We start from the raw sequence: 21,608 nt of genomic DNA, 5'->3' as shown, positions 1-21,608 counted from the left end.
TGATGCAGCCGACGCCGAGCGCGACCAGGCTGGTGGCGGACAGCGTGCGCCTGAGCGCGCCGGTGCCTTCGCCGCTCTCGGACTCCCGCTTGAGCTCGGCAAAAGGTTTTCGGGCAAAGTGGTCGGGCAAGCGCAACGCGATCCCCGCAAGCGTGCGACCCTGCGATCTTTCCCTGAGTCGCGCGCGGCTGTCACCTGCGGCGCGCGACCGACCGCGACTAGGGCGTGTCCGACTCGTAGAAGGCGTCTTCGTTCGGAAGCGCCATGGGGCCGCCCGGCGCGGATTTCAGCGCCTCGAACGTCGCGGCCAGGAACAGCGACTTCGCCATCTCATTCGACAGGCCGAGGATGCGCCGCTGCAGGTCGGCGACCAGGGCGGAATTCTGATCGGCGAGATTGGTCGTCTCCGACGGATCCTTGGCGAGATCATAAAGCTCGATCTTCGAAGGAAGCGTCGTGCGCCAGAACAGCTTCCAGTCGCCCTGACGCACCGCGCCGCGGAACATCTCGACATTGTAGACGATTTCCCGCCGCGGCGACGGCTTTCCCTCGCTCAGCGCGGGCCACATGTCGATCCCGTCCAGCGGCAGGCCGCCGCCCGGCTTGCCTCCTGCGCGCGTCGTCAGGGTCGGGAACCAGTCCACCACGTGCACCGGCTGATCCAGCGTTCCGGGCCTGATCCGGCCCGGCCAGTTCACGAGCCCTGCGACCCGGGTGCCGCCTTCGTAAAGCGATCCCTTGCCTTCACGGAACGGGCCGTTGTCGGCGGGCAGGGCGCCCCTGGTTTCGATCTGGCCCGCCAGCAATGCGGAGCGGGTGCCGCCATTGTCGCTCTGGAACACGATGATGGTGTTGTCGCGCATGCCGCGCGTCTCCAGCGCCTTCACCACATTTCCGATCTGATCGTCCATCGCGGTGACCATCGCCGAATAGGCGCGCCGCTGCGGATCGGCGACGTGCTTGTAACGATCGAGATAATCCTGCGGCGCCTGAAACGGCGTATGCGGAGCGGTGAATGCCAGATACATGAAAAAGGGCTTCGCCGGGTCATGCGCGCCGATCAGCCGGACCGCGTCCCGGCCGAGCAGTGTGGTGACATATCCCTTTTCTGTCAGCGGCTGGTTGTTGCGGTACCAGTCGCGCTGTCCGTGCATCTCATGCGTGAAATAGTCGATCTCGCCGATCAGCGGACCGTAGTGATAATCGAAGCCGCGCTGTCGCGGCCAGTATTCACGTTTGGCGTGGCCCAGATGCCATTTGCCGACCAGTGCGGTGCTGTAGCCTGCCTCGCGCAGAGCCTGCGGCAGCGTGCGCTCGGTGGTCGGCAGCCCGTAGGTCTGATCCGGAAGAATGACGAGCGTCTGCAGCCCGTATCGCATCGGGTATCGGCCGGTCAGCAGCGCGGCGCGTGTCGGCGTGCACATCGGCTGCGCATAGAGCTGTTGCAGTTTGAGGCCGGTATCGGCGAGACGGTCGATATTCGGCGTTTTGATATCCGAGCCGTTGAACCCGACGTCTTTCCAGCCGAGATCGTCGGCGAGGATAAAGACGATGTGGGGTTGCGAGCCGCGCTGCGCAGATTGCGGCTTTTCCGTCTGAGCGCCGGCCGCGACCGGCGCAGATGCGATGGTCGCTGCGGTCAGTAGCCACAAGGCTGGTCGTCGTCGCATATTGCTCCCCGGATGCCGGCGCATGGCGCAGCCGCCTTGCCGTCCGGCGGACGGCGCTATCGGCGGCGGTTTCACATTGGCATGACGGCTATCCAAGCTGCGGACACCGGGCTACTCAAATTGTGCAACAGGCGTTTCACCCCCCTTCAGCGAAATGCCAGACATATCAAATGCTTGTGAAAACCGGCGCGGCCCGGGCAAAATCGGATAGCGTCCATCTACCGCCAGACCGTTTCAGACGAACGTGCCATGCGCCGCACCGACACCGCGCCGGCCTCGACGCCGCTCAACGCGTTCCCGCTGATCGCGGCGCGCTCGGTCGACACGTTCTGCGAGGGGATCACGCGGCTTTTCGCCGACTCGTCCTTCGACGTAACCATCGATCGAAAATCGCATCAGCCCTTCGAGGCGAATGTCGGCTTCCGCAGGTTCGGCCGTGTCGGGCTGATGCATGGCTCCTACAGCGCCCGCATCAGCGCGACCTTCTCCGATGTGAAATTCTACACCCAGGGACTCCCGGTCAGGGGTGCCGGGCGGCAGGCAACCGGCGGACATGCGCATATTGTCGGGAACATGACCGGTGGCGTGCTCTCGCCCGATACGGAGATCGGCCTCGTATTCGATGCCGGATTCGAGCATTACGCTTTCCTGATCGAGCCGGAGGCGGTGGTCGCAAAGCTGACCGCACTGACCGGGCGGCGGCTGGATGCGCCGCCGCGGTTCACGGGTGAAACCAATTTCCGAACCCCTGCCGCACAGCGATTGCGAAAACTCGCAACGCAATTCGCCAGCCGGTCCGGCGATGCCGGCGCGATCCCGCTCATCATTTCCGAACTGGAGCAGCGCACGATCGTGCTGTTCCTGTTTGCGAACAGCCATGACCATTCGCACTGGCTTGATACCGATCCGCCGCCGGCCGCGCCGTGGCAGGTGCGGCGCACGGAGGATTACATCGAGGCGCATTGGGATCGGCCGATCGCGATCGAGGCGCTGAGCGATTTATGCGGATGCAGCGTGCGCAGCCTGTTTCACCACTTCAGACGCAGCCGCGGCTATTCGCCCATGGAGTTTCAGCGGCATGTCAGGCTGCATCGCGCCCATGCGCTGCTGTCGCGGCCTGACGAGGCGACATCGGTGACCCGGATCGCTTTCGGATGCGGCTTCGGAAATCTCGGGCATTTCTCGACATATTTTCGCGAGGCGTTCGGTGAAAAGCCATCGGAGGTGCTGGCACGCGCGCGGCGCAGGTCAGACGTTTGAAATGCTTCCCATCGCCCGCCCGATCCGCTACCTCGCTTGCCGATAGGCCGCCAGCGGCCCCGCCGGGAGTACCCACTGTGTCCGTCCAGCAAGACATCAGGCGCCTGACCGCGCCGGACATCCGCGCCCGCAAGAACGGCGATCCGATCGTGATGCTGACCTCGTATCACGCCCATACCGCGCGCCTGGTCGACAAGTATTGCGACGTGATCCTGGTCGGGGATTCGCTCGGCATGGTCATGCACGGCCTCGAGACCACGATCCCCGTCACGCTCGACATGATGATCCTGCAGGGCCATGCGGTGATGCGCGGAAGCAAGCAGGCGCTGGTCGTCGTCGACATGCCGTTCGGTTCCTACGAGCAATCGAGAGAGCAGGCCTTCGCCTCCTGCGCGCGCGTGCTGAAGGAGACCACCTGCGGCGCGGTCAAGCTCGAAGGCGGCGTGCGCATGGCCGAGACCATTCGTTTCCTCGCCGAGCGCGGCGTGCCGGTGATGGCGCATGTCGGCCTGACGCCGCAGGCGATCAACACCATTGGCTCTTTCAAGGCGCAGGGTCGCGACGAAGCCGACTGGGGCCGCATCGAAGAGGATGCGAAGGCCGTGGCGGAGGCGGGCGCGTTCTCGGTGGTGATCGAGGCGGTGGCCGAGCCGCTGGCGCGCAAGATCACCGGACAGATCGCAATCCCGACCATCGGCATCGGCGCGAGCCCGGCCTGCGACGGGCAGGTGCTGGTGCTGGAAGACATGCTCGGGCTGTCGCCGCGGGTGCCGAAATTCGTCAAGCGCTACGGCGATCTCGGACCGGGGATCGAAGCCGCGATCCGGGGCTATGCCGAGGAAGTGCGGAGCCGCGCATTCCCCGGCCCGGATCATGTGTACGGGATGCGGAAGAAGTAGGCGTCGTCGTTCGCGGTCAGCCGCGGCCGATATACACAAAGAGCCGTTCCGCGGCATCCGTAACAGCCCGTTCTGACACGCGTCCGACGGTCTTCACGACGAGGCTGGCGTTGAGTGTGATCACGCGGTTGGTGCGTACCCAGCTTGCTGCCGGCAGCGAGCCACTGACGAGGTCGGAAGCCACGATGGGCAGGCCGTGTTCGGTCTGCGGGCGCGACGTGACGGGCATTGCAATGAAGTCGCCGTAAGCGTCGGGAGCGGTGAGCGCCAATACCGGGCGGCGCTTGCTGGCCGACAGGTCGGTGAACGGGAACGGGACCAGCAGGATGTCCCCGCGCTCAGGCATTGTCCCAGACTTTGTCTTCAGTATTGTCCCAGACCGGCGCGAGCGACTTCGCCTGCGCGTCCATCAGATCGCGCCACTCCCGGCGGTCGCCCCGCTCGCGCAGGAAGACGACAAAATCGAGCACTTCGCGAGCCAGTGGCTCGGGCAGCGTCTTGACCTGCTCATAGACCATGTCGGCGATATTCATACTGTTCTCGTATTCTGTGCGTTCAGCCCGCGGCCAGGATCATAGCCGAAAAGTGTATGTTCTGAGACATTGCGGCAAAAGGCCCGGAATGAAAAAAGCTGAGCGCTCGTCCGCTAAGATATTCGTCGAGCGTTACGGCGATCGCGATCCGGGCATCGAGGCCGCGATCAGGGGCTATTCCGACGAGGTGCGCTCGCACGGGTTCCCCGGGCCGGATCATGTCTACGGGATGAAGAAGGGGGTGAGGCTTGTAGGGCGCAATAAGCGCAGCGCATGCGCCAATGCTCTGGTGTAGAGTTGTGGAACGAGCATCTTCGCGCGCCGTGCCAAGACCGGTGGCGCCGCGTTGGTGACATGGATGGCGCAATGCGCTTCGCTTATTGCGCCCTACGCTTTGAGTTGGAACGAAACGCATGATCAAACGGTTCGCGGCGTCATTTGTACTCGCCGTCTCGGCGCTCTGCATGGCAGCAGCGGATGTTCGCGCCTCCGACGCCACCGCCGCCACCGCCGCCGCCGTCGACCGCACCTTCCGCCCGCTCATCAAGGAGCACGACGTCCCCGGCCTGGCGGTTGGCGTCACCGCCGGCGGCAAACAGCACTTCTTCTACTTCGGCGTTGCCGCGAAAGACACCGGCGCGCCGGTCACGGCCGACACGCTGTTCGAGATCGGCTCCATCAGCAAGATGTTCACCGCGACCCTCGCGGGCTACGCGCTGGCGAAAGGCGCGCTCTCGCTCGACGATCATCCCGGCCGAACCATGGCGGCGCTGCGCGGCAGCGCTCTCGATCAGGCGAGCCTCGTCAATCTCGCCACCTATACCGCGGGTCTGCCGCTGCATCTGCCGAACGCCATCAAGACGCCAGCCGAGATGGAAGGCTTCATCGCGAAGCTGAAGATCAAGGCTGCGCCCGGAACAATGCGACTCTATTCCAATCCGAGCGCCGGTCTGGTCGGGTACGTCGCCGCGCTCGCCATGAACGGCAATTTCACCGACCTCATCGAAACGCAATTGCTGCCGAAACTTGGCGTCAGGGGCTGCTTCATCCGCATCCCGCCGGCGCGGTTGAGCGACTATGCTCAGGGCTACAAGGGCAACACGCCGCGACGGATGGGGCAGGCGGTGTTCGACGCCGAGGCCTATGGCCTGAAATGCAGCGCGTCGGGTCTGCTCCGCTTCGTCGAGGACAATATCCGGCCCGACAGGCTTGATGCCTTGTTGCGCCGCGCGATCGAGACCACCCAGGTCGGCTATTTCCGCGTCGGCGAGATGGTGCAGGGCTTCGGCTGGGAGCAATATCCATGGCCGGTGCCGCTGAAACAACTGCTGGCCGGCAATTCCAACGACATGATCTTCAAGCCCAACGCCGCGGCGAAACTCGATCCGCCGCGCGCGCCGGCAGGACCAGCCCTGTTCAACAAGACCGGCGGCACCGCCGGCTTCAGCGCCTATGCGGCCTTCGTCCCGGCGAGGGAGATCGGCATCGTCATCCTCGCGAACAAGAGCATCCCGACCCCGGCGCGTGTGACGGCCGCGCATGCGGTGCTTGCGGCGCTGTCGCAACGCTGAAGCGCGGCTCCCGGTTGCGCTTCGCTCCATCCGCGCTACGTTTTGCTCGACAATGACAATGCGTCTGGTTTGCGTTCGGCGCGCCGAAGATGCAGCAACGGGAGGAGACGATGTCGCAGGGAATTCTGACCACGCATGTCGGCAGTCTGGTGCGGCCGCCGGAACTGATCGACTTCCTGCTGAAGCAGCAGAATGACGAAGCCTACGACCACACGGCGTTCGACGATTGCCTGCGGCGCTCGGTCGAAGCGGTGGTGCAAAAGCAGGTCGAGACCGGCATCGACATCGTCAGCGACGGCGAGTTCGGCAAGACCATCTCATGGTCGCGCTACATCCTCGAACGGCTGAGCGGATTTGCCGAAATCGAGTCGCAAGGCTTCCCGGCGTCGGTTGCCGGCAAGGACCGCCGCGACTTCAAGGACTTTTACGACGAATACGAAGCCGAGAAGGGCTTTGTCGGGCTTGGCAAGCAGGCGACGAAACTCCGCGCGTCGGCGATCACCGGTCCGATCTCCTATGCCGGTCAGGCGGCGCTGCAGCGCGACATCGACGACATCAAGGGAGCCGCGGCGAAGGCCGGCGCCAAGGCCGCGTTCCTGCCGGTGGTGGCGCCGGCGAGCGTTGCCCCGGCGCGCAAGGACGAGTTTTACAAAAGCGAGGAAGAGGCGCTGTTCGCGATCGCCGACGCGCTGAATGTCGAATACCGGATGATCGTCGATTCCGGCCTGTACGTGCAGATCGACGACGCGTTCCTCGCCTCGACCTATGACATCATGGTGCCGCCGAAGACGCTCGCCGAATACAGACGATGGGCGGAGCTTCGCATCGAGGCGACCAATCATGCGCTGCGCGGCATCCCGGAGGAGCGCAGCCGCTATCACCTGTGCTGGGGAAGCTGGAACGGCCCGCATACCAATGACGTCGCGCTGAAGGATATTGTCGACCTGGTGCTTCGCGTGCGGGTCGGCGGCTATTCGCTGGAAATGGCCAATCCGCGTCACGAGCATGAATGGCGGGTCTGGGAAACCGTGAAGCTGCCGGAAGGCCGCAAGCTCTATCCGGGCCTCGTCAGTCATTCCACCAATGTGGTCGAGCATCCGGAATTGGTCGCCGAACGAATCGTGCGGCTTGCCAAGCTGGTCGGGCGCGACAACGTGGTCGCCTCGACCGATTGCGGCTTCGCGCAGGGTCCGTTCGCGCGGCGCGTTCACGTCTCGATCCAGTGGGCCAAGCTGCGCTCGCTGGTCGAGGGCGCTGAGATTGCAAGCCGAGAATTGTGGCCGTAGGGTTTCGCGATTCGATTCAGATCGGTTTTCGGACATGAACTTCATCGCAGACTACATGAAGGCGATCGACATCCTCGCGCTGGTCGCGGTGGTGGCGATCGGTGCGGCGTCGTTCTCGCGGACCGGGGTGGTCTGGCTTCTGGGTACAGCCGTCGTGCTGGCGGTCTGGGGCGCCAGCCGGATTTTCGGATGGTTGCCCTGACGATCCCGCCGTGCAATCGACACTGCGCTGATATCGAGCACCAGACAAAGACCTTGAGGAGCCCATGATGCGAAACGCCGTTCTTGCCGCAATGCTGTCATGGCTTGTTGTCTGCGGATCGGCGGGCGCGTCCGCTGCGCTCGAATGTCCGGTCAAGTCAGTCGGCACGACGGCTGCGCAGGACCAGGCGATCGCCGCGGCCATTCCGGCGGGCGATGCGCTCGACGATGTGACCGGGCTCAATGCCGCGGTCGCCTCCCTGCGGGCGAAGGGCATCGGCAACGCGATCCTGATCGACAGCCTGATTGCGTCCTATTGTCCGGCGGTCGCGCGCGACGCCGCCTTGAGCGAGGCGCAGAAGCGCGCGCGGGTGAGCCGCTTTGCAGGGCGGATCGCGCGTGTGGTCTACGGGCTCGAAAGCGCCGATGCGGTGATCCTGGACGTGCCGTTTCGGCCGGATGTGATGTCACAGATCAACGCGAAGGCTGTGGCCGAGAAGGTCTCGCCGCAGGACTGGGTCGCGAACGCCATCGGGCGCGTTCTGAAATAGGCCTTGTCAGACCCTTGTCAGACTTTGTCAGGTACTGGCGGCGGCGCCCGGAACAGCGGGCTCCGCGGCGAGCGAGGATCGGGTGATCATGGCCGCTTGTACCGCCGAATAGCGGTCCCCGGAGCCGAGGAACGGCGCGTTCACGAAGGTTAACGACCGGGATCGGTGGTTTTTGCCTTGCCCGTGCCATATCGCTATCTTACGCGCTTTCCGGCGGGCCGTATGATAAGCGGTCGCGGAGCCGCTCCCGGGGACAAGCGCTTGGCCGATATCTTTCACGAAGTCGATGAGGAAGTCCGCCGAGAGCGGATGAAGAAGCTGTGGGACCAGTACGGGCTCTACGTGCTGATACTTGCGGTCCTGGTGGTGGCCGGGATCGGCGGGTGGCGCGGCTGGGAATATTATCAAAATCAAAGGGCTGCGGAGCTTGGCTCACAATTCGAGGCAGCCTCTGCACTGGCCGAGGCGGGCAAACTCGCCGAAGCCGAGAAGGATTTCGCGACCATCGCGGAAGGAGGAAATCGCGGCTATCGCGTGCTCGCGCGCCTGCGGGAAGCCGAGGCCACGATCGGCCGCGACCGCGCCGCCGCCATCTCGCAATTCGATGCCATCGCCGCCGATGCGAGCCTCGACGAGCGGTTCCGAGACCTCGCCACAATCCGCGCCGGGCTCCTGCTGGTTGACAATGCCCCGCTCGCCGATCTCGAGAAGCGGCTCGAACCGGTTTCCGCCGCCGGGCGGCCCTATCGCCACACCGCGCGCGAATTGCTGGCGCTTGCCGCGTTCCGTGCCAACGACCCCAAGGCGCTGCAACGCTGGTCGGAACTGATCACGACCGACGCCGAAAGTCCGGCGCAGATGCGCTCGCGGGTGGAAGCGCTGCGTCTGCTCGCCGGCGTCGCGAAGGGGTGAGGCATGGCCGCGGCGCGCCGAATCGTTCCCATGATTGCGTTACTCTGCATGGGGTTCGGCCTGTCCGGCTGCGCGAACGGAGGTCTCGAACTCGACCCGGCTTACTGGTTTCCGGATGGTAAGAAGAAGCTTCCGGGCGCGCGGCAGGAAGTGTTCCCCGGCGGAGTGCCAGGCGTTACCCAGGGGATCCCGCCGGAACTGGTCCGCGGCAATCCCGCAAACCAGGCCGCCCAGCAGGAACAGGCGCTGGCGCCGGTTCAGCAGGAGCCACCACCGCCTCCGCCGGCCCCCCAGCAGGCGGAGGAAAAGCCAAAGCCAAGACCGAAGCGCGTCGCCCGTCCGCGGCCCCCGCCTCAACCCGAGGCGCAGGTGCAGCAGGAGCAGCAACAGCAGCCGGTGGCGCGTCCGTCCCAGCAACCAGCACCCGCCGGCGCCTGGCCCGCACCCCAGCCGCAGGCGCAGCAGCAACCCGCTCCCGCCGCCGGGGCATGGCCCGCGCCGCCGGCCGCAGGCACATTCACGCGCTGAATTCGAACGCAGGCCGCGCCCGGCCTGCGGGGCTAAGATGCCTCCATGATCCCCAAAGTCGTGATTGTCGGCCGGCCCAATGTCGGCAAGTCGACCCTGTTCAACCGGCTGGTCGGACGCCGCCAGGCGCTGGTCGACGACCAGCCCGGCGTCACCCGTGACCGGCGCGAAGCCATTGGAAAGCTTGGCGATCTGAGCTTCACTCTGGTCGACACCGCGGGCCTGGAAGAGGCCGCGCCGCAAAGCCTCGCCGGCCGCATGCTTGCGCAAACCCGAACCGCCATCGGGCAAGCCGATGTGATTCTGTTCGTCTTCGATTCGCGGGCCGGATTATTGCCGGCGGATCAGGCCTTTGCCCATCTGGTGCGGAAGTCCGGCAAGGCCACGATTCTGGTCGCCAACAAGAGCGAGGGCAAGGCCGGCGCTGCCGGCGCGCTGGAAGCCTATGAACTCGGCTTCGGCATCCCGATCCCGCTATCCGCCGAACACGGCGAAGGTCTGGCCGAGCTTTACGATGCGCTGCAGAGCGTCTTCGATGCTCGCCAGTCTTCTGCGGAGTCATCCGGTCCCGAGCAGCAATCCGACGCGCAGCCCGCCCGCCCGATCCGCGTCGCGGTGGTCGGCCGGCCGAATGCCGGCAAGTCGACGCTGGTCAACCGCCTGCTCGGCGAAGAGCGCCTGCTCACCGGACCCGAAGCCGGCATCACCCGCGACACCATATCCGTGCCGCTCGCCTGGCAGGGGCATGACTTTCTGTTCCACGACACCGCCGGCATGCGGCGCAAGTCGCGCATCGAGGAGAAGGTCGAGAAGCTCGCGGTCTCCGATGCGCTCGACGCCATCCGCTTCGCCGATGTGGTGATCGTGCTGATGGACGCAGGCCATCCGTTCGAGGAGCAGGACCTGCGGATCGCCGATCTGGTCGAGCGCGAGGGCCGCGCGCTGGTCATCGGCATGAACAAGTGGGACCTCAAGGGCGACGCGCGCGGGCAGGCGGGCAAGCTGCGCGCCGAGGTCGATCACTGGCTGCCGCAGATGAAGGGCGTGCCGATCGTTGCGCTTTCCGGGCAGAGCGGGGAGGGCGTCGACCGGCTGATGCGCGCGGTGATCGAGGCGCATGCGGTGTGGAACAGGCGCGTGCCGACCGCCTCGCTCAATCGCTGGTTCGAGGACACGATCGCGGCGCATCCGCCGCCCGCGGTGTCCGGCCGCCGCCTGAAGCTGAACTACATCACGCAGGCGAAGGCGCGGCCGCCGAGCTTCGTGATCTTCTGCACCCGCGCCGACGCCGTGCCGGAGGCATATCTGCGCTATCTGACCAATGCGCTGCGCGAGAGCTTCGACCTGCCCGGCACGCCGATCCGCATCACGCTGCGCGAGAAGGCGAACCCGTATGCGGGACGCAAGACGAGGCAGAGGTGAGCGCGTAGCAGGCTCGGTGGCGTCAGGCCCATCGCTACGCGGGCACGCCATCAGCTACGAGACCGTCGATATTGACGAAGCGTCCCGCACGCGTGACGACGATCTCTTCCGGCAGTTCCTGCGTGAAGGTGTACCTGTCGTCTTTCATTTTCGAGATGAAGTCCGAAAGATGTGGCAGACATGAATTCTCTACATCGTGAAGCACGACAACCGACCAGGGTTGCGGCAGAAAACGCTGTTCGAAGTCGCGATCCCAGTCGGCATTGAACATGTCACCCGGAATGGTAGTCCAGGTGACGGCGGTGTAATTGTTGTCGCGGAGATGCTTGAGCGAGGCGCGGCTGAACACATGGGGGCCGAGCCGGCCGAGCTTGCCGTAGGGACGGAACAGCTTGTCCGTTTCGGCAAAGTCTCCCAGCAGTTCCTGGGTGCGTTCGATTTCTTCAATGGCGAATTCGGCGCTCGGCTTGTCGCCAAACGGCACCGAATGCGTCAAGGTGTGATTGCCAATCCGGTGCCCGGCCGCCTTGATCGCAGGAAGAAGCGCCGCATTTTTTTCGTCTTCCAGCTTTCTTCCAATCATGAAGAAGGTGGAAAGAACACCGTGCCGCGACAATATTTCGAGCACCTTGTCCGTAATGCCGGCAGTCGGGCCGTTGTCGAAGGTAAGCGAGAGCCGCTTCATTGCTGTCCTTTTCTTGAGCCACGGCATCGGGCCGCTGGCGGTCCGGTGCCAACATCACCCCTTCTCGATGGGGCCGAATCTCAAATCGGTTTCACTAGCGCCCTTCGAAGTTCGGGTTCTTGGCGATCTCGGCCCAGTTTTTGATCTCTTCCTTGAGATATTCCGCAAGGCGTTCGGGTGGGCCGCCGATTCCGGAATATCCGAGCTTCTTTTCTTGTGCCTTGAAGTCCGGCGTCGCCATGATTTCGGTGAGGTCGCGATTGATCTTCCGGACGATGTCCGCGGGCGTGCCTTTCGGCGCGAACAGCGCGTACCAGCTCGTCGCGTCAGGATAGTTGATGCCCTGTTCGCCAAAGGTCTGAATCTCGGGCAGCCCTTCCGCACGCGCCTTGCCGGAGACGCCGAGAGCCCGTTCCCGTCCGGACTGCACGACGCCGATATGTGCGCCGGTGGTCGGAAAGAACAGGTCGATACGTCCGGCGATGACGTCGCCTGTGAGCATCGACGATTGCGAATAGGGGATCTGCTTGAGCTTGAGGTCGCCGTTTCTCTGGGCGAAGACCGCCATCGCCATATTGCCGCTCGAGGACGAGCCGAGGGTGCCATAGGTGAGTGCGCCCGGATTGGCTTTCGCAAATTCAATTACGTCCTTCGCCGACTTGAACTTGGAATTCGGCGGAACGATTAGGATATCCTGAGCGGCCGCGACAAGCATGACCGGATCGAGATCGATCAGCGGATCGAAGTTCGGAATAGGGGCGATGGTCTTGTTGATCGCAATCGAGCTTGCCGCCAGATAAAGCGTATAGCCATCGGGCGGCGATTTCGCAGCCGCGGTGGTCCCGATATTGCCAAGAGCGCCGGGACGGTTCTCAACGAAGACCTGATGCTTCCACTTTTCGGTCAGCTTGTCGGCAATGATGCGCGCGAGCGCGTCTACCGAACCGCCTGCGGAGAACGCGACGATGATGCGAACCGGCTGCGTCGGATAGGTTTCGGTGGCGGCCGGTAACGCGCCGCATGCGAGAAAAAGCAAGCCGGCTAGCACTCTATTTAGCATTGGAAAACCTCCCTGCTGGGCGAACCCATTGACTCCAAGGCGGCTGCAGCCGCTCTGCTTATGTGAACGCGGCACGTTTCCACGGCCGAGTTCTCGTCACGCGCCAGAAGCGCGATCTGAAGTTGTCGAATTTCCGCAATCGATGCGTCCCGTCTTTCGGGATTTGACAAGGACGCACCACGCAGCTGCGACACCCGCGAGTTCAAGGTTCCGAGCACCTGAGCGATGACCGTGTTGCCAGCGCCCCTGAGGAGCGCGCCGTAAAATTCCGATTTCGCCGCTATTGCCTTGGCCGGGTCTGCCGATTGGTAGGACCCGGCGACCTGTTCGACCGCTGCGGCAAGCTCCGCGTCGTGCCCGGGCGTGGCATTGCGAACGTATAAGCGCGCTGCGAGGGTCTCGAGCGCGATGCGGACTTCATATATCGAGATCGCAGTCGCGGTGTCGATGACCGCAACGATCGGTCCCTTGTTCGGCGGATTGGTCACGAGCCCTTCAGCTTCCAGCAGCCTGAGCGCTTCCCGCAGCGAGCCGCGGGACACCCGCAGCCGTTCGCACAGGTCGCGCTCCACCAGCCGGGCGCCGGGAGGCAACGCGCCGCTGACGATCGCGTCTCGGATGCTCGCAGCAACCTGATCTCGCAGAGTTGGACCCGGCGTCACTTCAAGCACGGCGGAACGTCTCTCCCTTGACTTATTGTTCTATTGTCCGACAATAATATAATCTGACAAGGATACGCAAGGGGGTCGGCTCACCCACTTGGAACGGAGAGAAATTCAATTGGACCAAGCTGTTGATGCGCACGGCGGCACCGAACATTCGGTCCGGAAGAAGAACGGTGCTCGCCTGTTTCTTTGGGAGAAGCGCCGCCACTCCGGAACCGGCGCAGGGGGGACAGTGGTCTTCGTCCACGGCTCGTCATGGGCGTCTCAGCCGACATTCGATCTAACGGTGCCGGGGCGGCCGTATTCGTCAGTCATGGACTGGTTCGCGGCGCGCGGCTACGAAACCTGGTGCTTCGATGCAGAAGGCTATGGCAGGTCGGACAAGGATGGCGACGGGCATTTCGGGATCGAAAGCGGCGTCGAGGATCTGGTAGCCGTCACGGATTACGTCGCCAACGAACGTGCCGAGGAAAAGGTCCTGCTTTATGGTGTCTCGTCGGGCGCAATCAAAGCGGCGCTGTTCGCAAGCACCTACCCCCATCGGGTTTCCAGGCTTGCTCTTGACGCATTCGTCTGGACCGGGACCAACAGCCCGACATTGGCCGAACGGCGAAAGCGCCTTCCCGAGCTTTTGAATTCAGGGCGGCGGCCCTTCAACCGCGAGACGATCCAGGCAGTGTTTGACCGCGATCATCCGGGCAGCGCCGATGCTCACATGATCGAACATTTTGCCAATGCCGCGCTTGCGATCGAGGACAGCGTACCGAACGGCACCTATATCGACATGTGCTCCAAGCTGCCGATGGTGCAGCCCGAGGACATCGAGGCGCCAACCATCGTCATGCGCGGTGTGTATGACGGCGTGGCCGACATCGACGACCTGTATTCGTTCTTCGCGAAGCTGCCAAACCCGGACAAGCATTTTGCGCTGATGCCCGGCATCGCCCATGCAAGCTTCCAGCAGAAAAACTACCTGATGGTCTATCACATCCTGCTTGCGTTCTTCAGCCAGCCGAAACCAGTCTTCCTCTAACCACGAGATGGCAATGCAGAAATCGAAGCTTTTCGAAGAGGGGCTCAAGACCCGCAGGGAAGTGCTGGGCGCCGATTATGTCGATGCGTCTTTGGCGAAAGCGAACGACTTGACTCAAGCCTTTCAGGAGATCACGACCGAGTGGTGCTGGGGCTATGCGTGGAATCGGCCGGGACTCGACCGAAAGACTCGTTCGATGCTCAATTTGGCGATGCTGACGGCGCTGGGCAAACCTGCCGAACTCAAGCTTCATGTCCGCGGCGCCATGACCAATGGCGTCTCGGTCGCGGAAATCAAGGAAGTCCTGGTCCAAGCGACGGTCTATTGCGGTATTCCCGCCGGACTTGATGCATTCAAGGCGGCGGACCAAGTGCTCACAGAAATGGGAGCCCTCCCGTCGCCGAAATAAGGGTCCGCGATCTGCATGATCAGCGCAGCGGCCGGCTCCTTCAACGTCTTGGCCCCGCGACCTTCCTTTTCCGGTGGAGGAAGTGCAACGTGAGGCTGCCGCACGACGCGATGCTTCGCCCGGGACCACCTGATTGACAAGGGGCACAACGATAGCCGAACCTGAAAGCGTTCGACACGCCAGTGCGGAGCGGAATGTTCGAACGCCATGTCAACCGAGCATCGCATGGTCAATATCATTCGGGCCTCTGCCATGCGCGCCGTCTTCGTGGCCTGCATCTGCACGCAGGCTGCTTCGATGGCCGGCTCGACCGAGCCTAATCCGACGGTGGCGCCTCAGATCGGTCATGCGTCGTATATCAGCAGTCTCGTTGTCTCCGCTGACGGGCGCTTTCTTGTTTCGGCCGGGTCGGACACCGTCAAGCTCTGGGATATCAAGTCCGGCCGGCTGATACGAAGTTTCAGCGGACACAAGGATAATCCGACCGCTGCGACGCTTTCGCCGGACGGCCAACGGCTGGCGATCACCGGCTGGAGCAAGACGATCACGCTCTGGGAGCCTGCCAGCGGACGTCTCATTCTGACCATACCCGCGCATTCCGACTGGGTAGAGTCGCTGGCGTTCTCACCCGATGGCAAGCATTTGCTGTCCGCGAGCGCGGACAGGACCGTCAAGCTGTGGGACGCTTCTTCAGGCCAGCTCGTCCGAACGATGCGAGGTCATACGGATAACGTGCGTTCGGCGCGCTTCTCGCCCAGCGGCAAGCACATCGCCTCGGCGAGCTACGACAAGACGGTCCGGCTCTGGGACGCAGCGACCGGCAAGCTGGTCAGGACCTTCAGCGGTCACAAGGAGATCGCTCTGTCGGCCACCTTCTCCCAGGATGAAAGCCTGCTCGCATCGGCGGGTGATGGAATTCGGATCTGGAACCTGGCAACCGGAGCACTGGTCAAGACCATGGCCGTCGCTGACGACGAGCGGGTCTATGATGTCGCCTTCTCGCCGGATGCCAGAAGTCTCGCGTCGGTCTCCATGGTCTCCGGTGGATTCAAGCTGAGGGACATCGCTTCGGGGCGCGTGATCAGTGCAATCAGCGACGACGGGGGCTTTCAGTCGATGGCCTACCTGGCGCCGATGCAACGCGTCTTCACGGGAAGCGAAAAGGTGGACGGAACCATCAAGCTCTGGGACATCCCGACCAGAGGCGTCATCCAGACCTTTCATGCAAGATCCGCCGCTGTCGGGAGCCTGACCTTCCTGCCGGATGCCGGGACCCTCGCGATTGGCGACCGCGATCAGATTCGCGTCTGGAGCCTGGATACGGCGAGTCTGATCCGCCAAACCGCTCTGTCCGGCTCAACTCCGCCCGGCTCAGCTCCCGGCTTGACGACGACCCCGATGGTTGCATCTCCGAATGGCGAACGCCTGTTTGCGGGCACTTCCGATGGTGCGCTCATCGTCATTGATGCAAGAGACGGGAGGGTCGTGAGCAAGCTGAAGGGCCACGAGGGGGCGATCCATGCCGTTGCCGTCTCGCGAGATGGAAAGCTGGTCCTGACGGGCGGCGATGACTACATCATCAAATTGTGGAACGCAGGCACCGGAACGGTGCTGCGGACGATCAACGCCGTGACGAAGGACCGCTTCTATGAGGCGACGATCGGCATCGCCGCCGCGGCATTTTCGCCGGATGGAAAGCTGATCGTCTCCGGCAACGAGAACAAGACCGCCAGCATCTGGGATGCCGGCACCGGAAAGCTCGTGCGTGTTCTCAGGGGCCACAAGGGTTATGTTTCTTCGGTGGAATTTACCCCCGACGGCAAGCGAATCCTGACCGCCAGCGACGATGGTACGCTCAAGCTCTGGGAGGCCGCGTCGGGACGGCTTTTGAGGAGCTTCGGCGCTCCACCGGCTCAAGGTTCCAATGCGGGCATCAGCGCCAGCGTCCTTGACAGCGATGGATCGCGCGCGGTGTCCGGTGGCGACGATCGAATGATGCGGGTCTGGAATACGTCGAGCGGTACCTCTTCAGGCGCTTATGGCGGGCACCTGGCAGAGGTGACGACCGTCGGCTTCTCGCGTGATGGTCGCCTGACCGCCACCGGAAGCAAGGACGGGACGACCCGAATCTGGGATGCCGCGGATGGTTCGCTCCGTGCCACTCTCATCGGCGTCCCAAGCGGCGAATGGCTGATTCTGACCCCGGAAGGATTCTTCGCCGCATCGGCGAGGGGCGCAGAGCTCCTGCATGTGGTGCGCGGGATGGACATCATCGGAATTGAACAGGTGTATCAGTCGCTCTACCGGCCCGATCTCGTGCGCGAGAAGCTTGCCGGCGACACGCGCGGCCTGGTTCGCATTGCGGCTGAACGTCTCGATCTCGACAAGGTGCTCGCAAGCGGAAACGCGCCGTCCGTGACGGTCGTCTCTCCGCGCGATAGCGAGCGCACGGCAGGTCACAATATCGAGGCGGTGATCGACATCGCGCCGCGGGATGGCGGTGTCGGCCGGGTCGAATGGCGCGTCAATGGTCTGACCGTTGCGGTCGAGCAGCCGCCGGCGCCACCGCCGGGACAGCCGCTGCGGCTGACGCGCGGGCTGGTACTCGACGGGGGCAACAACGAAGTCGAGGTCGTGGCCTACAACGCCCAGAATCGGGTCGCCTCGGCGCCCGGACGTGCGACGGTCATTGCGCCGGCAACAGGGGATACCGCAAAGCCGCGGCTGTTTGTGCTTGCCGTTGGCCTGAACGAATATGAGGATGCCGATATCCGTCTCAAATACTCGGTGCCGGACGCAAACGCGCTTGTACTGGCGCTGCGCAAGGCCGGGGACGGCATCTACGATTCCGTAACCGCAATCTTGCTGAAAGACGCCGAGGTGCGGCGTGAGCGGCTCAATGCGGCGTTCACCAGGCTTGCCGGTGAGGTGCGCGCGAACGACGTATTCGTGTTCTTCATTGCGGGGCACGGCAAGACCCTGGATGGCCGCTATTACTTCATCCCGCAGGACTTCAAGCCAGACGGTGCGGCATCCGTGCTCAAGCAGGGCATCGCGCAGGAGCAATGGCAGAGCTGGTTCGCATCAATTCCGGCAAGGCGAAGCATCCTGCTGTTCGACACTTGCGAAAGCGGCTCGCTGACGGGCGAGGGGTTGCAGACGCGCGCGCTGGAGCGTGGCGCCGCGAATGATCGATTGGTTCAGGCAACGGGTCGGACGGTCCTGACGGCGACCAGCGATACAACCGATGCATTCGAGGGCTATCGCGGACACGGGCTGTTCACCTACAACCTGCTCGCGGCGCTGGGCGCGGCCGACAGCAACGCCAACGGCACCATAGAATTGCCGGAGCTTGCGACCTATGTTCACGCGCAGGTGGTTTCCCTGAGCGAGAAGGTGTTCCGGAAGCGTCAGGAGCCGCAGCTGCGCGTCACAGGAAACTACGCCTTCGCAAGGTCCATGCGCGTGCTGGCCGATGCCGTTCCCGAGATCGCGATATCTCGTGTGCCCACGCACCGGGTCTCGGCAGCCGACACTGATTTGCTGATATTTCCCGCCCTCGGCGCCAATCGGGTGCGCATGCTGGATGACAAGACGCCGCTAACGCTCGTTCGCAATGAAGGCGGCTGGGCTCTGGTGGCCCGCGAAGGCCAGTTGCTGGGTTACGTAGCGATGCGGAATATTGCTCCGCTGCAATAGCGGGAACAAGGCTCCCCTAAATCCCGCAATCCGGTATCCGGCATCGTGCGCGGTTGTGCCAACCGCGCCTGAACGCGACGCGATCGGTCCGGAAAAGCCGCTATCAAGCCGCTATCGATACCGCGCCCTCCAGCCGTGGTCAGCGCCACACGTTGCTGTCGCGCTCGCGGCCGCCCGCCATCGCGGCCCAGTAGGCCGCACCTGCTGCAACAATCGAAAGCGCACCGATCAGAAAGGCGATGCCCGCCGCTGCCTTGCGTGCGGTGTCGGCGGCAGCCTTGGCCTGCTCGATCGCGCCGTCGACCCGCTTGCGCGCTTCCTCGGGCGCAATCCGCGCTTCGGCCGCCACGAGCCGGGCGACGTAATCGCGATCCTCGTTGGTGATTTCACCACGCGTCAAGGCGCTCGCGCTGAGAACCCGGGCGATCTCGGCACGTGAATTCTGGGGAGCAGCGGTGCTGGCCGGGTCGGTGTTGATGCGCATCATGCGATCGAGGGCGGTCGTCACGCCGTCACTGCGGGCCGCAACCGCCGCGGCGCCAGCGGCCGCACCGGACGCGCCGGACACCACGGCGGCGGTCGACCAATATGCGACGGCGATGCCGACAAGCAGGGCCAGAGCCCACATCAACAGGCCATGGGCACCGTCGCGGGACTGGCGCTCCTCAACCGAGGCGGCTCCGGACGGGCGCCGGTAACGACCGGCAAAATAGCCGCCCACCAAAAACGAGCCGATCATGACGATCGAGACATAAGCCGCACCGACAATCGTCAGGGTCATCCCGGACGGGTTGTTCCAGCTATAGGGAGAGACGGAAGCGATTCCGGCCGCCGAGCCGAACGCAAACAGGACAAACGACAGGGCGGTGGCGATGAGTGCGCCACCGATAACGGCACCCCAGTCAAAATTCGTGGAACGGTCGCTCGGCATTGCGACAACCGTGGTGGTGTCAGTCATGTGTCGAATTCCCTATCGCAGGCCGAAGAAGCTGAGCACGGCCATGATCACCACGATCAGGCCGATGATGTAGATGATGGAGTGCATCGTATTTTCCTCCAGGGTCGCGTCAGAAAACTCTGACACCGGACGAAAGGTTTCATCGGCTGCCGAGATTTTCGGCACGGCGATGGCTGGGCGCGTCGGACCAGATCGCGCTGCCGCTGCGGCTTCCTCAATCCGCACGGCCTTCGCGGGTTGAACAGCGTGCAATTCGATCTCCTCCTGCCGGTCAGGCTATAGTCGCCCCGTGAGTCCGCCGGGCTGGAGGGGTGTGTGACTGCGCCGGATACCTGTCCGCCGAAGCCGCTTGCGGGGCTTCGCGTGCTCGATTTCGGGCACACCGTGATGGGTCCGTGCGCGGGCGTGATCCTCGCCGATCTCGGCGCGGACGTGGTCAAAATCGAGCCGGTCGACGGAGATCCGACCCGGCGCCTTCCAGGCTTCGCGGCCGGGTTTTTTGCAACCTATAACCGCAACAAGCGCTCGATCGCCATCGACCTGAAGCGGCCGGAAGGGCGCGCGGTGGTGCATCGTCTCGTCGCCGATGCCGACATCGTTCTCGAAAATTTCGGGCCCGGGACCATCGAGCGGCTGGGCTGCGGCTGGGACGATCTGAGCGCGATCAATCCGCGGCTGATCTTTCTTGCAATGAAGGGCTATCTGACCGGCCCCTACGGGAATCGCGGCGCGCTCGACGAGGTGGTGCAGATGCATTCCGGGCTTGCCTACATGACCGGTCCGCCCGGCCAGCCATTGCGTGTCGGTGCGCCGGTAGTCGATATTCTCGGCGGCGTGTTCGGCGTGGTGGCAGTGCTGGCGGCGCTTCGCGAGCGCGACCGTACCGGCCTCGGGCAGCGGGTATCGAGTTCGCTGTTCGAAAGCGCCGCCTTCATGCTGGCGCCGCTGGTGGCGGGAAGTGCCGTGATCGGCGAGCCACTTCCGCCGATGCCGGCGCGCAGGAATTCATGGGGCGTCTATGATGTGTTCGGCGCAAATGACGGCGGTCAGGTCTTTATCGCCTGCACCTCGGACGGCCACTGGCGGCGGCTTTGCGATGCGTTCGGGTTCGACGACTGGCGCGACGATCCGCGCCTGTCCGGCAATGCGAAACGATGCGAGGCGCGCGACTGGATGATTCCGGAATTGCGGCGGCGCCTCGCCGCGCTTCCGCTCCGGGACATGCTCGAAAAGTGCGAGGCGGCAAACGTCGCCTGTGCGCGTGTGGGCAGGCCCGATGAACTGACGGCCGACGCGCAGATGCTGGCGCATGGAGGGCTGATTCCCACCGCGATCTCCGCATTCGGCGGCGGCGCGCTGGTCGATATTCCTGCGCTGCCGGTCGAACTGGGGGACGCCCGCGAGCGGCCGGGTCTCACCCGCCAGCCGCCGCGGATCGGCGAGCACAGCGCCGAAATTCTGCACGCGGCAGGATACGACGAGCCGGCGGTCGTTGCGCTTCTGGCCGCCGGCGTGGTGCGTCGCGATTGACCTCGAACACCGGCCGAAGGGTCCTTACATGCCGCGCGTGCTGGTGCTGCAAGGCAACAGCGATCCGATCGCGCCGGCACACCACGTCAATTGCTGCGCCGTCGCTTGCCGCAGGCGGCGCTGGTGACAGTCGAAGGCGCGCACGTCCTTCCGGTGATGCATCCGCAGGCGGTGATCCGGGCCGTCGAGCGCTTCCTTCCGGCGGGTTGATGCCTCAGTCGGGCGCGCGGAACGCAAGCAGCCGCTTCACTGGATATGCATAGACCTTGCCGCTTTCGGAGAAGGAGGGCAGGCACAGTTCCACGATCCTGCCGGCAATCTGTTCCGGCGTCTCGAGCGATAGCGGGTCTTCGCCCGGCATGGCCTGCGCGCGCATTCGGGTGCGGATCGGGCCGGGCGTGAACAGATTGACACGGACATTGGTCTTCACGTTCTCCGCCGCCCAGGTCTGCACCATGGTGTTGAGCGCGGCTTTCGATACGGCATAGGGGCCCCAATAGGCGCGCGCCATCCAGGAAACTCCGGAGGACAGAAACACCGCCCGGCCGGCGTCGCTCTGGCGCAGCAGCGGTTCCATGCAGCGGATCAGGTGCCAGTTGGCGGTGACGTTGACCGCCATGACCTCGTCCCAGGCTAACGGCTCGACATGCGACAGCGGTGACAGCGGGCCGAGAATGCCGGCATTGCCGACCAGCACATCGAGCTTCTTGTACCGGTCGAACACTGCGCCGCCGAG

At 64.0% G+C, this 21,608-nt stretch carries 23 protein-coding genes; 14 read left to right on the top strand and 9 right to left on the bottom strand.

Annotated elements, in window-relative coordinates; all coding sequences use genetic code 11:
* Positions 1–218: 218 nt before the first annotated feature.
* Positions 219–1,670 carry an arylsulfatase B gene (locus AB7F49_RS30215; protein ID WP_428529373.1) on the bottom strand — a complete coding sequence of 484 codons (1,452 nt, stop codon included), beginning with the start codon at positions 1,668–1,670 and terminating at the stop codon, positions 219–221.
* Between the two features lie 249 nt (positions 1,671–1,919).
* On the opposite strand from AB7F49_RS30215, the gene AB7F49_RS30210 reads away from it, so the two are divergent.
* Positions 1,920–2,930, top strand: a complete 1,011-nt coding sequence (locus AB7F49_RS30210) for an AraC family transcriptional regulator (protein ID WP_428529371.1) — start codon at positions 1,920–1,922, stop codon at positions 2,928–2,930.
* Between the two features lie 77 nt (positions 2,931–3,007).
* Positions 3,008–3,829: a 3-methyl-2-oxobutanoate hydroxymethyltransferase gene (panB, locus tag AB7F49_RS30205; protein WP_428529369.1), complete on the top strand. Its 822-nt coding sequence runs from the start codon at positions 3,008–3,010 to the stop codon at positions 3,827–3,829.
* Positions 3,830–3,845: 16 nt separating this feature from the next.
* On the opposite strand, the gene AB7F49_RS30200 is transcribed toward panB, so the two are convergent.
* Positions 3,846–4,175 (bottom strand): type II toxin-antitoxin system PemK/MazF family toxin, encoded by a 330-nt coding sequence (locus tag AB7F49_RS30200; RefSeq protein ID WP_428529367.1) that lies wholly within the window; start codon positions 4,173–4,175, stop codon positions 3,846–3,848.
* Positions 4,168–4,362, bottom strand: a complete 195-nt coding sequence (locus tag AB7F49_RS30195; RefSeq protein WP_428529365.1) for a hypothetical protein — start codon at positions 4,360–4,362, stop codon at positions 4,168–4,170. The genes AB7F49_RS30200 and AB7F49_RS30195 overlap by 8 nt, the downstream gene beginning before the upstream one ends.
* An 88-nt stretch (positions 4,363–4,450) precedes the next feature.
* Here AB7F49_RS30195 and AB7F49_RS30190 point away from each other — a divergent pair, with 88 nt between their 5' ends.
* The 8 genes from AB7F49_RS30190 to der all read left to right on the top strand — a co-directional run bounded on the left by AB7F49_RS30190 (position 4,451) and on the right by der (position 10,833).
* Positions 4,451–4,657 (top strand): hypothetical protein, encoded by a 207-nt coding sequence (locus AB7F49_RS30190; protein ID WP_428529363.1) that lies wholly within the window; start codon positions 4,451–4,453, stop codon positions 4,655–4,657.
* A 118-nt stretch (positions 4,658–4,775) separates the two neighbouring features.
* Positions 4,776–5,933 carry a class C beta-lactamase gene (ampC, locus tag AB7F49_RS30185; protein WP_428529361.1) on the top strand — a complete coding sequence of 386 codons (1,158 nt, stop codon included), beginning with the start codon at positions 4,776–4,778 and terminating at the stop codon, positions 5,931–5,933.
* Between the two features lie 110 nt (positions 5,934–6,043).
* Positions 6,044–7,219, top strand: coding sequence for a cobalamin-independent methionine synthase II family protein (locus AB7F49_RS30180; protein WP_428529359.1), 1,176 nt, complete (start codon positions 6,044–6,046; stop codon positions 7,217–7,219).
* Positions 7,220–7,253: 34 nt separating this feature from the next.
* Positions 7,254–7,421, top strand: a complete 168-nt coding sequence (locus tag AB7F49_RS30175) for a hypothetical protein (RefSeq protein WP_428529357.1) — start codon at positions 7,254–7,256, stop codon at positions 7,419–7,421.
* A 64-nt stretch (positions 7,422–7,485) separates the two neighbouring features.
* Positions 7,486–7,971 (top strand): hypothetical protein, encoded by a 486-nt coding sequence (locus AB7F49_RS30170; RefSeq protein WP_428529355.1) that lies wholly within the window; start codon positions 7,486–7,488, stop codon positions 7,969–7,971.
* Positions 7,972–8,232: 261 nt separating this feature from the next.
* Positions 8,233–8,883: a tetratricopeptide repeat protein gene (locus AB7F49_RS30165; RefSeq protein ID WP_428529353.1), complete on the top strand. Its 651-nt coding sequence runs from the start codon at positions 8,233–8,235 to the stop codon at positions 8,881–8,883.
* Between the two features lie 30 nt (positions 8,884–8,913).
* On the top strand, positions 8,914–9,411 hold the full coding sequence (locus AB7F49_RS30160) for a hypothetical protein (protein WP_428529351.1): 498 nt from the start codon (positions 8,914–8,916) through the stop codon (positions 9,409–9,411).
* Between the two features lie 45 nt (positions 9,412–9,456).
* Positions 9,457–10,833, top strand: a complete 1,377-nt coding sequence (gene der, locus AB7F49_RS30155; RefSeq protein WP_428529349.1) for a ribosome biogenesis GTPase Der — start codon at positions 9,457–9,459, stop codon at positions 10,831–10,833.
* Positions 10,834–10,867: 34 nt separating this feature from the next.
* Here the strand turns inward: der and AB7F49_RS30150 are convergent, their stop codons facing one another.
* The 3 genes from AB7F49_RS30150 to AB7F49_RS30140 all read right to left on the bottom strand — a co-directional run bounded on the left by AB7F49_RS30150 (position 10,868) and on the right by AB7F49_RS30140 (position 13,249).
* Entirely contained in the window at positions 10,868–11,518 is a 651-nt protein-coding gene (locus AB7F49_RS30150; protein ID WP_428529347.1) for a polysaccharide deacetylase family protein, read from the bottom strand.
* A gap of 94 nt (positions 11,519–11,612) precedes the next feature.
* Positions 11,613–12,578: a Bug family tripartite tricarboxylate transporter substrate binding protein gene (locus AB7F49_RS30145; RefSeq protein WP_428529345.1), complete on the bottom strand. Its 966-nt coding sequence runs from the start codon at positions 12,576–12,578 to the stop codon at positions 11,613–11,615.
* Entirely contained in the window at positions 12,572–13,249 is a 678-nt protein-coding gene (locus AB7F49_RS30140) for a GntR family transcriptional regulator (protein WP_428529343.1), read from the bottom strand. The genes AB7F49_RS30145 and AB7F49_RS30140 overlap by 7 nt, the downstream gene beginning before the upstream one ends.
* 109 nt (positions 13,250–13,358) lie before the next feature.
* Here AB7F49_RS30140 and AB7F49_RS30135 point away from each other — a divergent pair, with 109 nt between their 5' ends.
* The 3 genes from AB7F49_RS30135 (at position 13,359) to AB7F49_RS30125 (ending at position 18,384) form a co-directional block, all read left to right on the top strand.
* A complete protein-coding gene (locus AB7F49_RS30135; protein ID WP_428529341.1) occupies positions 13,359–14,276 on the top strand; it encodes an alpha/beta hydrolase in 918 nt (305 codons plus the stop codon).
* Between the two features lie 13 nt (positions 14,277–14,289).
* Entirely contained in the window at positions 14,290–14,685 is a 396-nt protein-coding gene (locus tag AB7F49_RS30130) for a carboxymuconolactone decarboxylase family protein (RefSeq protein WP_428529375.1), read from the top strand.
* A gap of 225 nt (positions 14,686–14,910) precedes the next feature.
* Positions 14,911–18,384: a caspase family protein gene (locus AB7F49_RS30125; protein WP_428529339.1), complete on the top strand. Its 3,474-nt coding sequence runs from the start codon at positions 14,911–14,913 to the stop codon at positions 18,382–18,384.
* Between the two features lie 139 nt (positions 18,385–18,523).
* Here the strand turns inward: AB7F49_RS30125 and AB7F49_RS30120 are convergent, their stop codons facing one another.
* Positions 18,524–19,342: a hypothetical protein gene (locus AB7F49_RS30120; RefSeq protein ID WP_428529337.1), complete on the bottom strand. Its 819-nt coding sequence runs from the start codon at positions 19,340–19,342 to the stop codon at positions 18,524–18,526.
* A gap of 12 nt (positions 19,343–19,354) precedes the next feature.
* Complete coding sequence (locus AB7F49_RS30115; protein ID WP_428529335.1) at positions 19,355–19,567, bottom strand: hypothetical protein; 213 nt, start codon at positions 19,565–19,567, stop codon at positions 19,355–19,357.
* A gap of 90 nt (positions 19,568–19,657) precedes the next feature.
* Here AB7F49_RS30115 and AB7F49_RS30110 point away from each other — a divergent pair, with 90 nt between their 5' ends.
* Positions 19,658–20,872, top strand: a complete 1,215-nt coding sequence (locus AB7F49_RS30110; RefSeq protein WP_428529333.1) for a CaiB/BaiF CoA transferase family protein — start codon at positions 19,658–19,660, stop codon at positions 20,870–20,872.
* A 214-nt stretch (positions 20,873–21,086) separates the two neighbouring features.
* On the opposite strand, the gene AB7F49_RS30105 is transcribed toward AB7F49_RS30110, so the two are convergent.
* Positions 21,087–21,608: SDR family NAD(P)-dependent oxidoreductase (locus AB7F49_RS30105; RefSeq protein ID WP_428529331.1), on the bottom strand; the 522-nt coding region annotated here is incomplete at its 5' end.

The sequence above is a fragment of the Pseudorhodoplanes sp. genome (assembly GCF_050250235.1).
In the GTDB taxonomy this organism is placed as follows: Bacteria; Pseudomonadota; Alphaproteobacteria; order Rhizobiales; family Xanthobacteraceae; genus Pseudorhodoplanes.
Note: the sequence above shows the minus strand (reverse complement) of the source record. Positions and strands in the feature narration are given on the sequence as shown.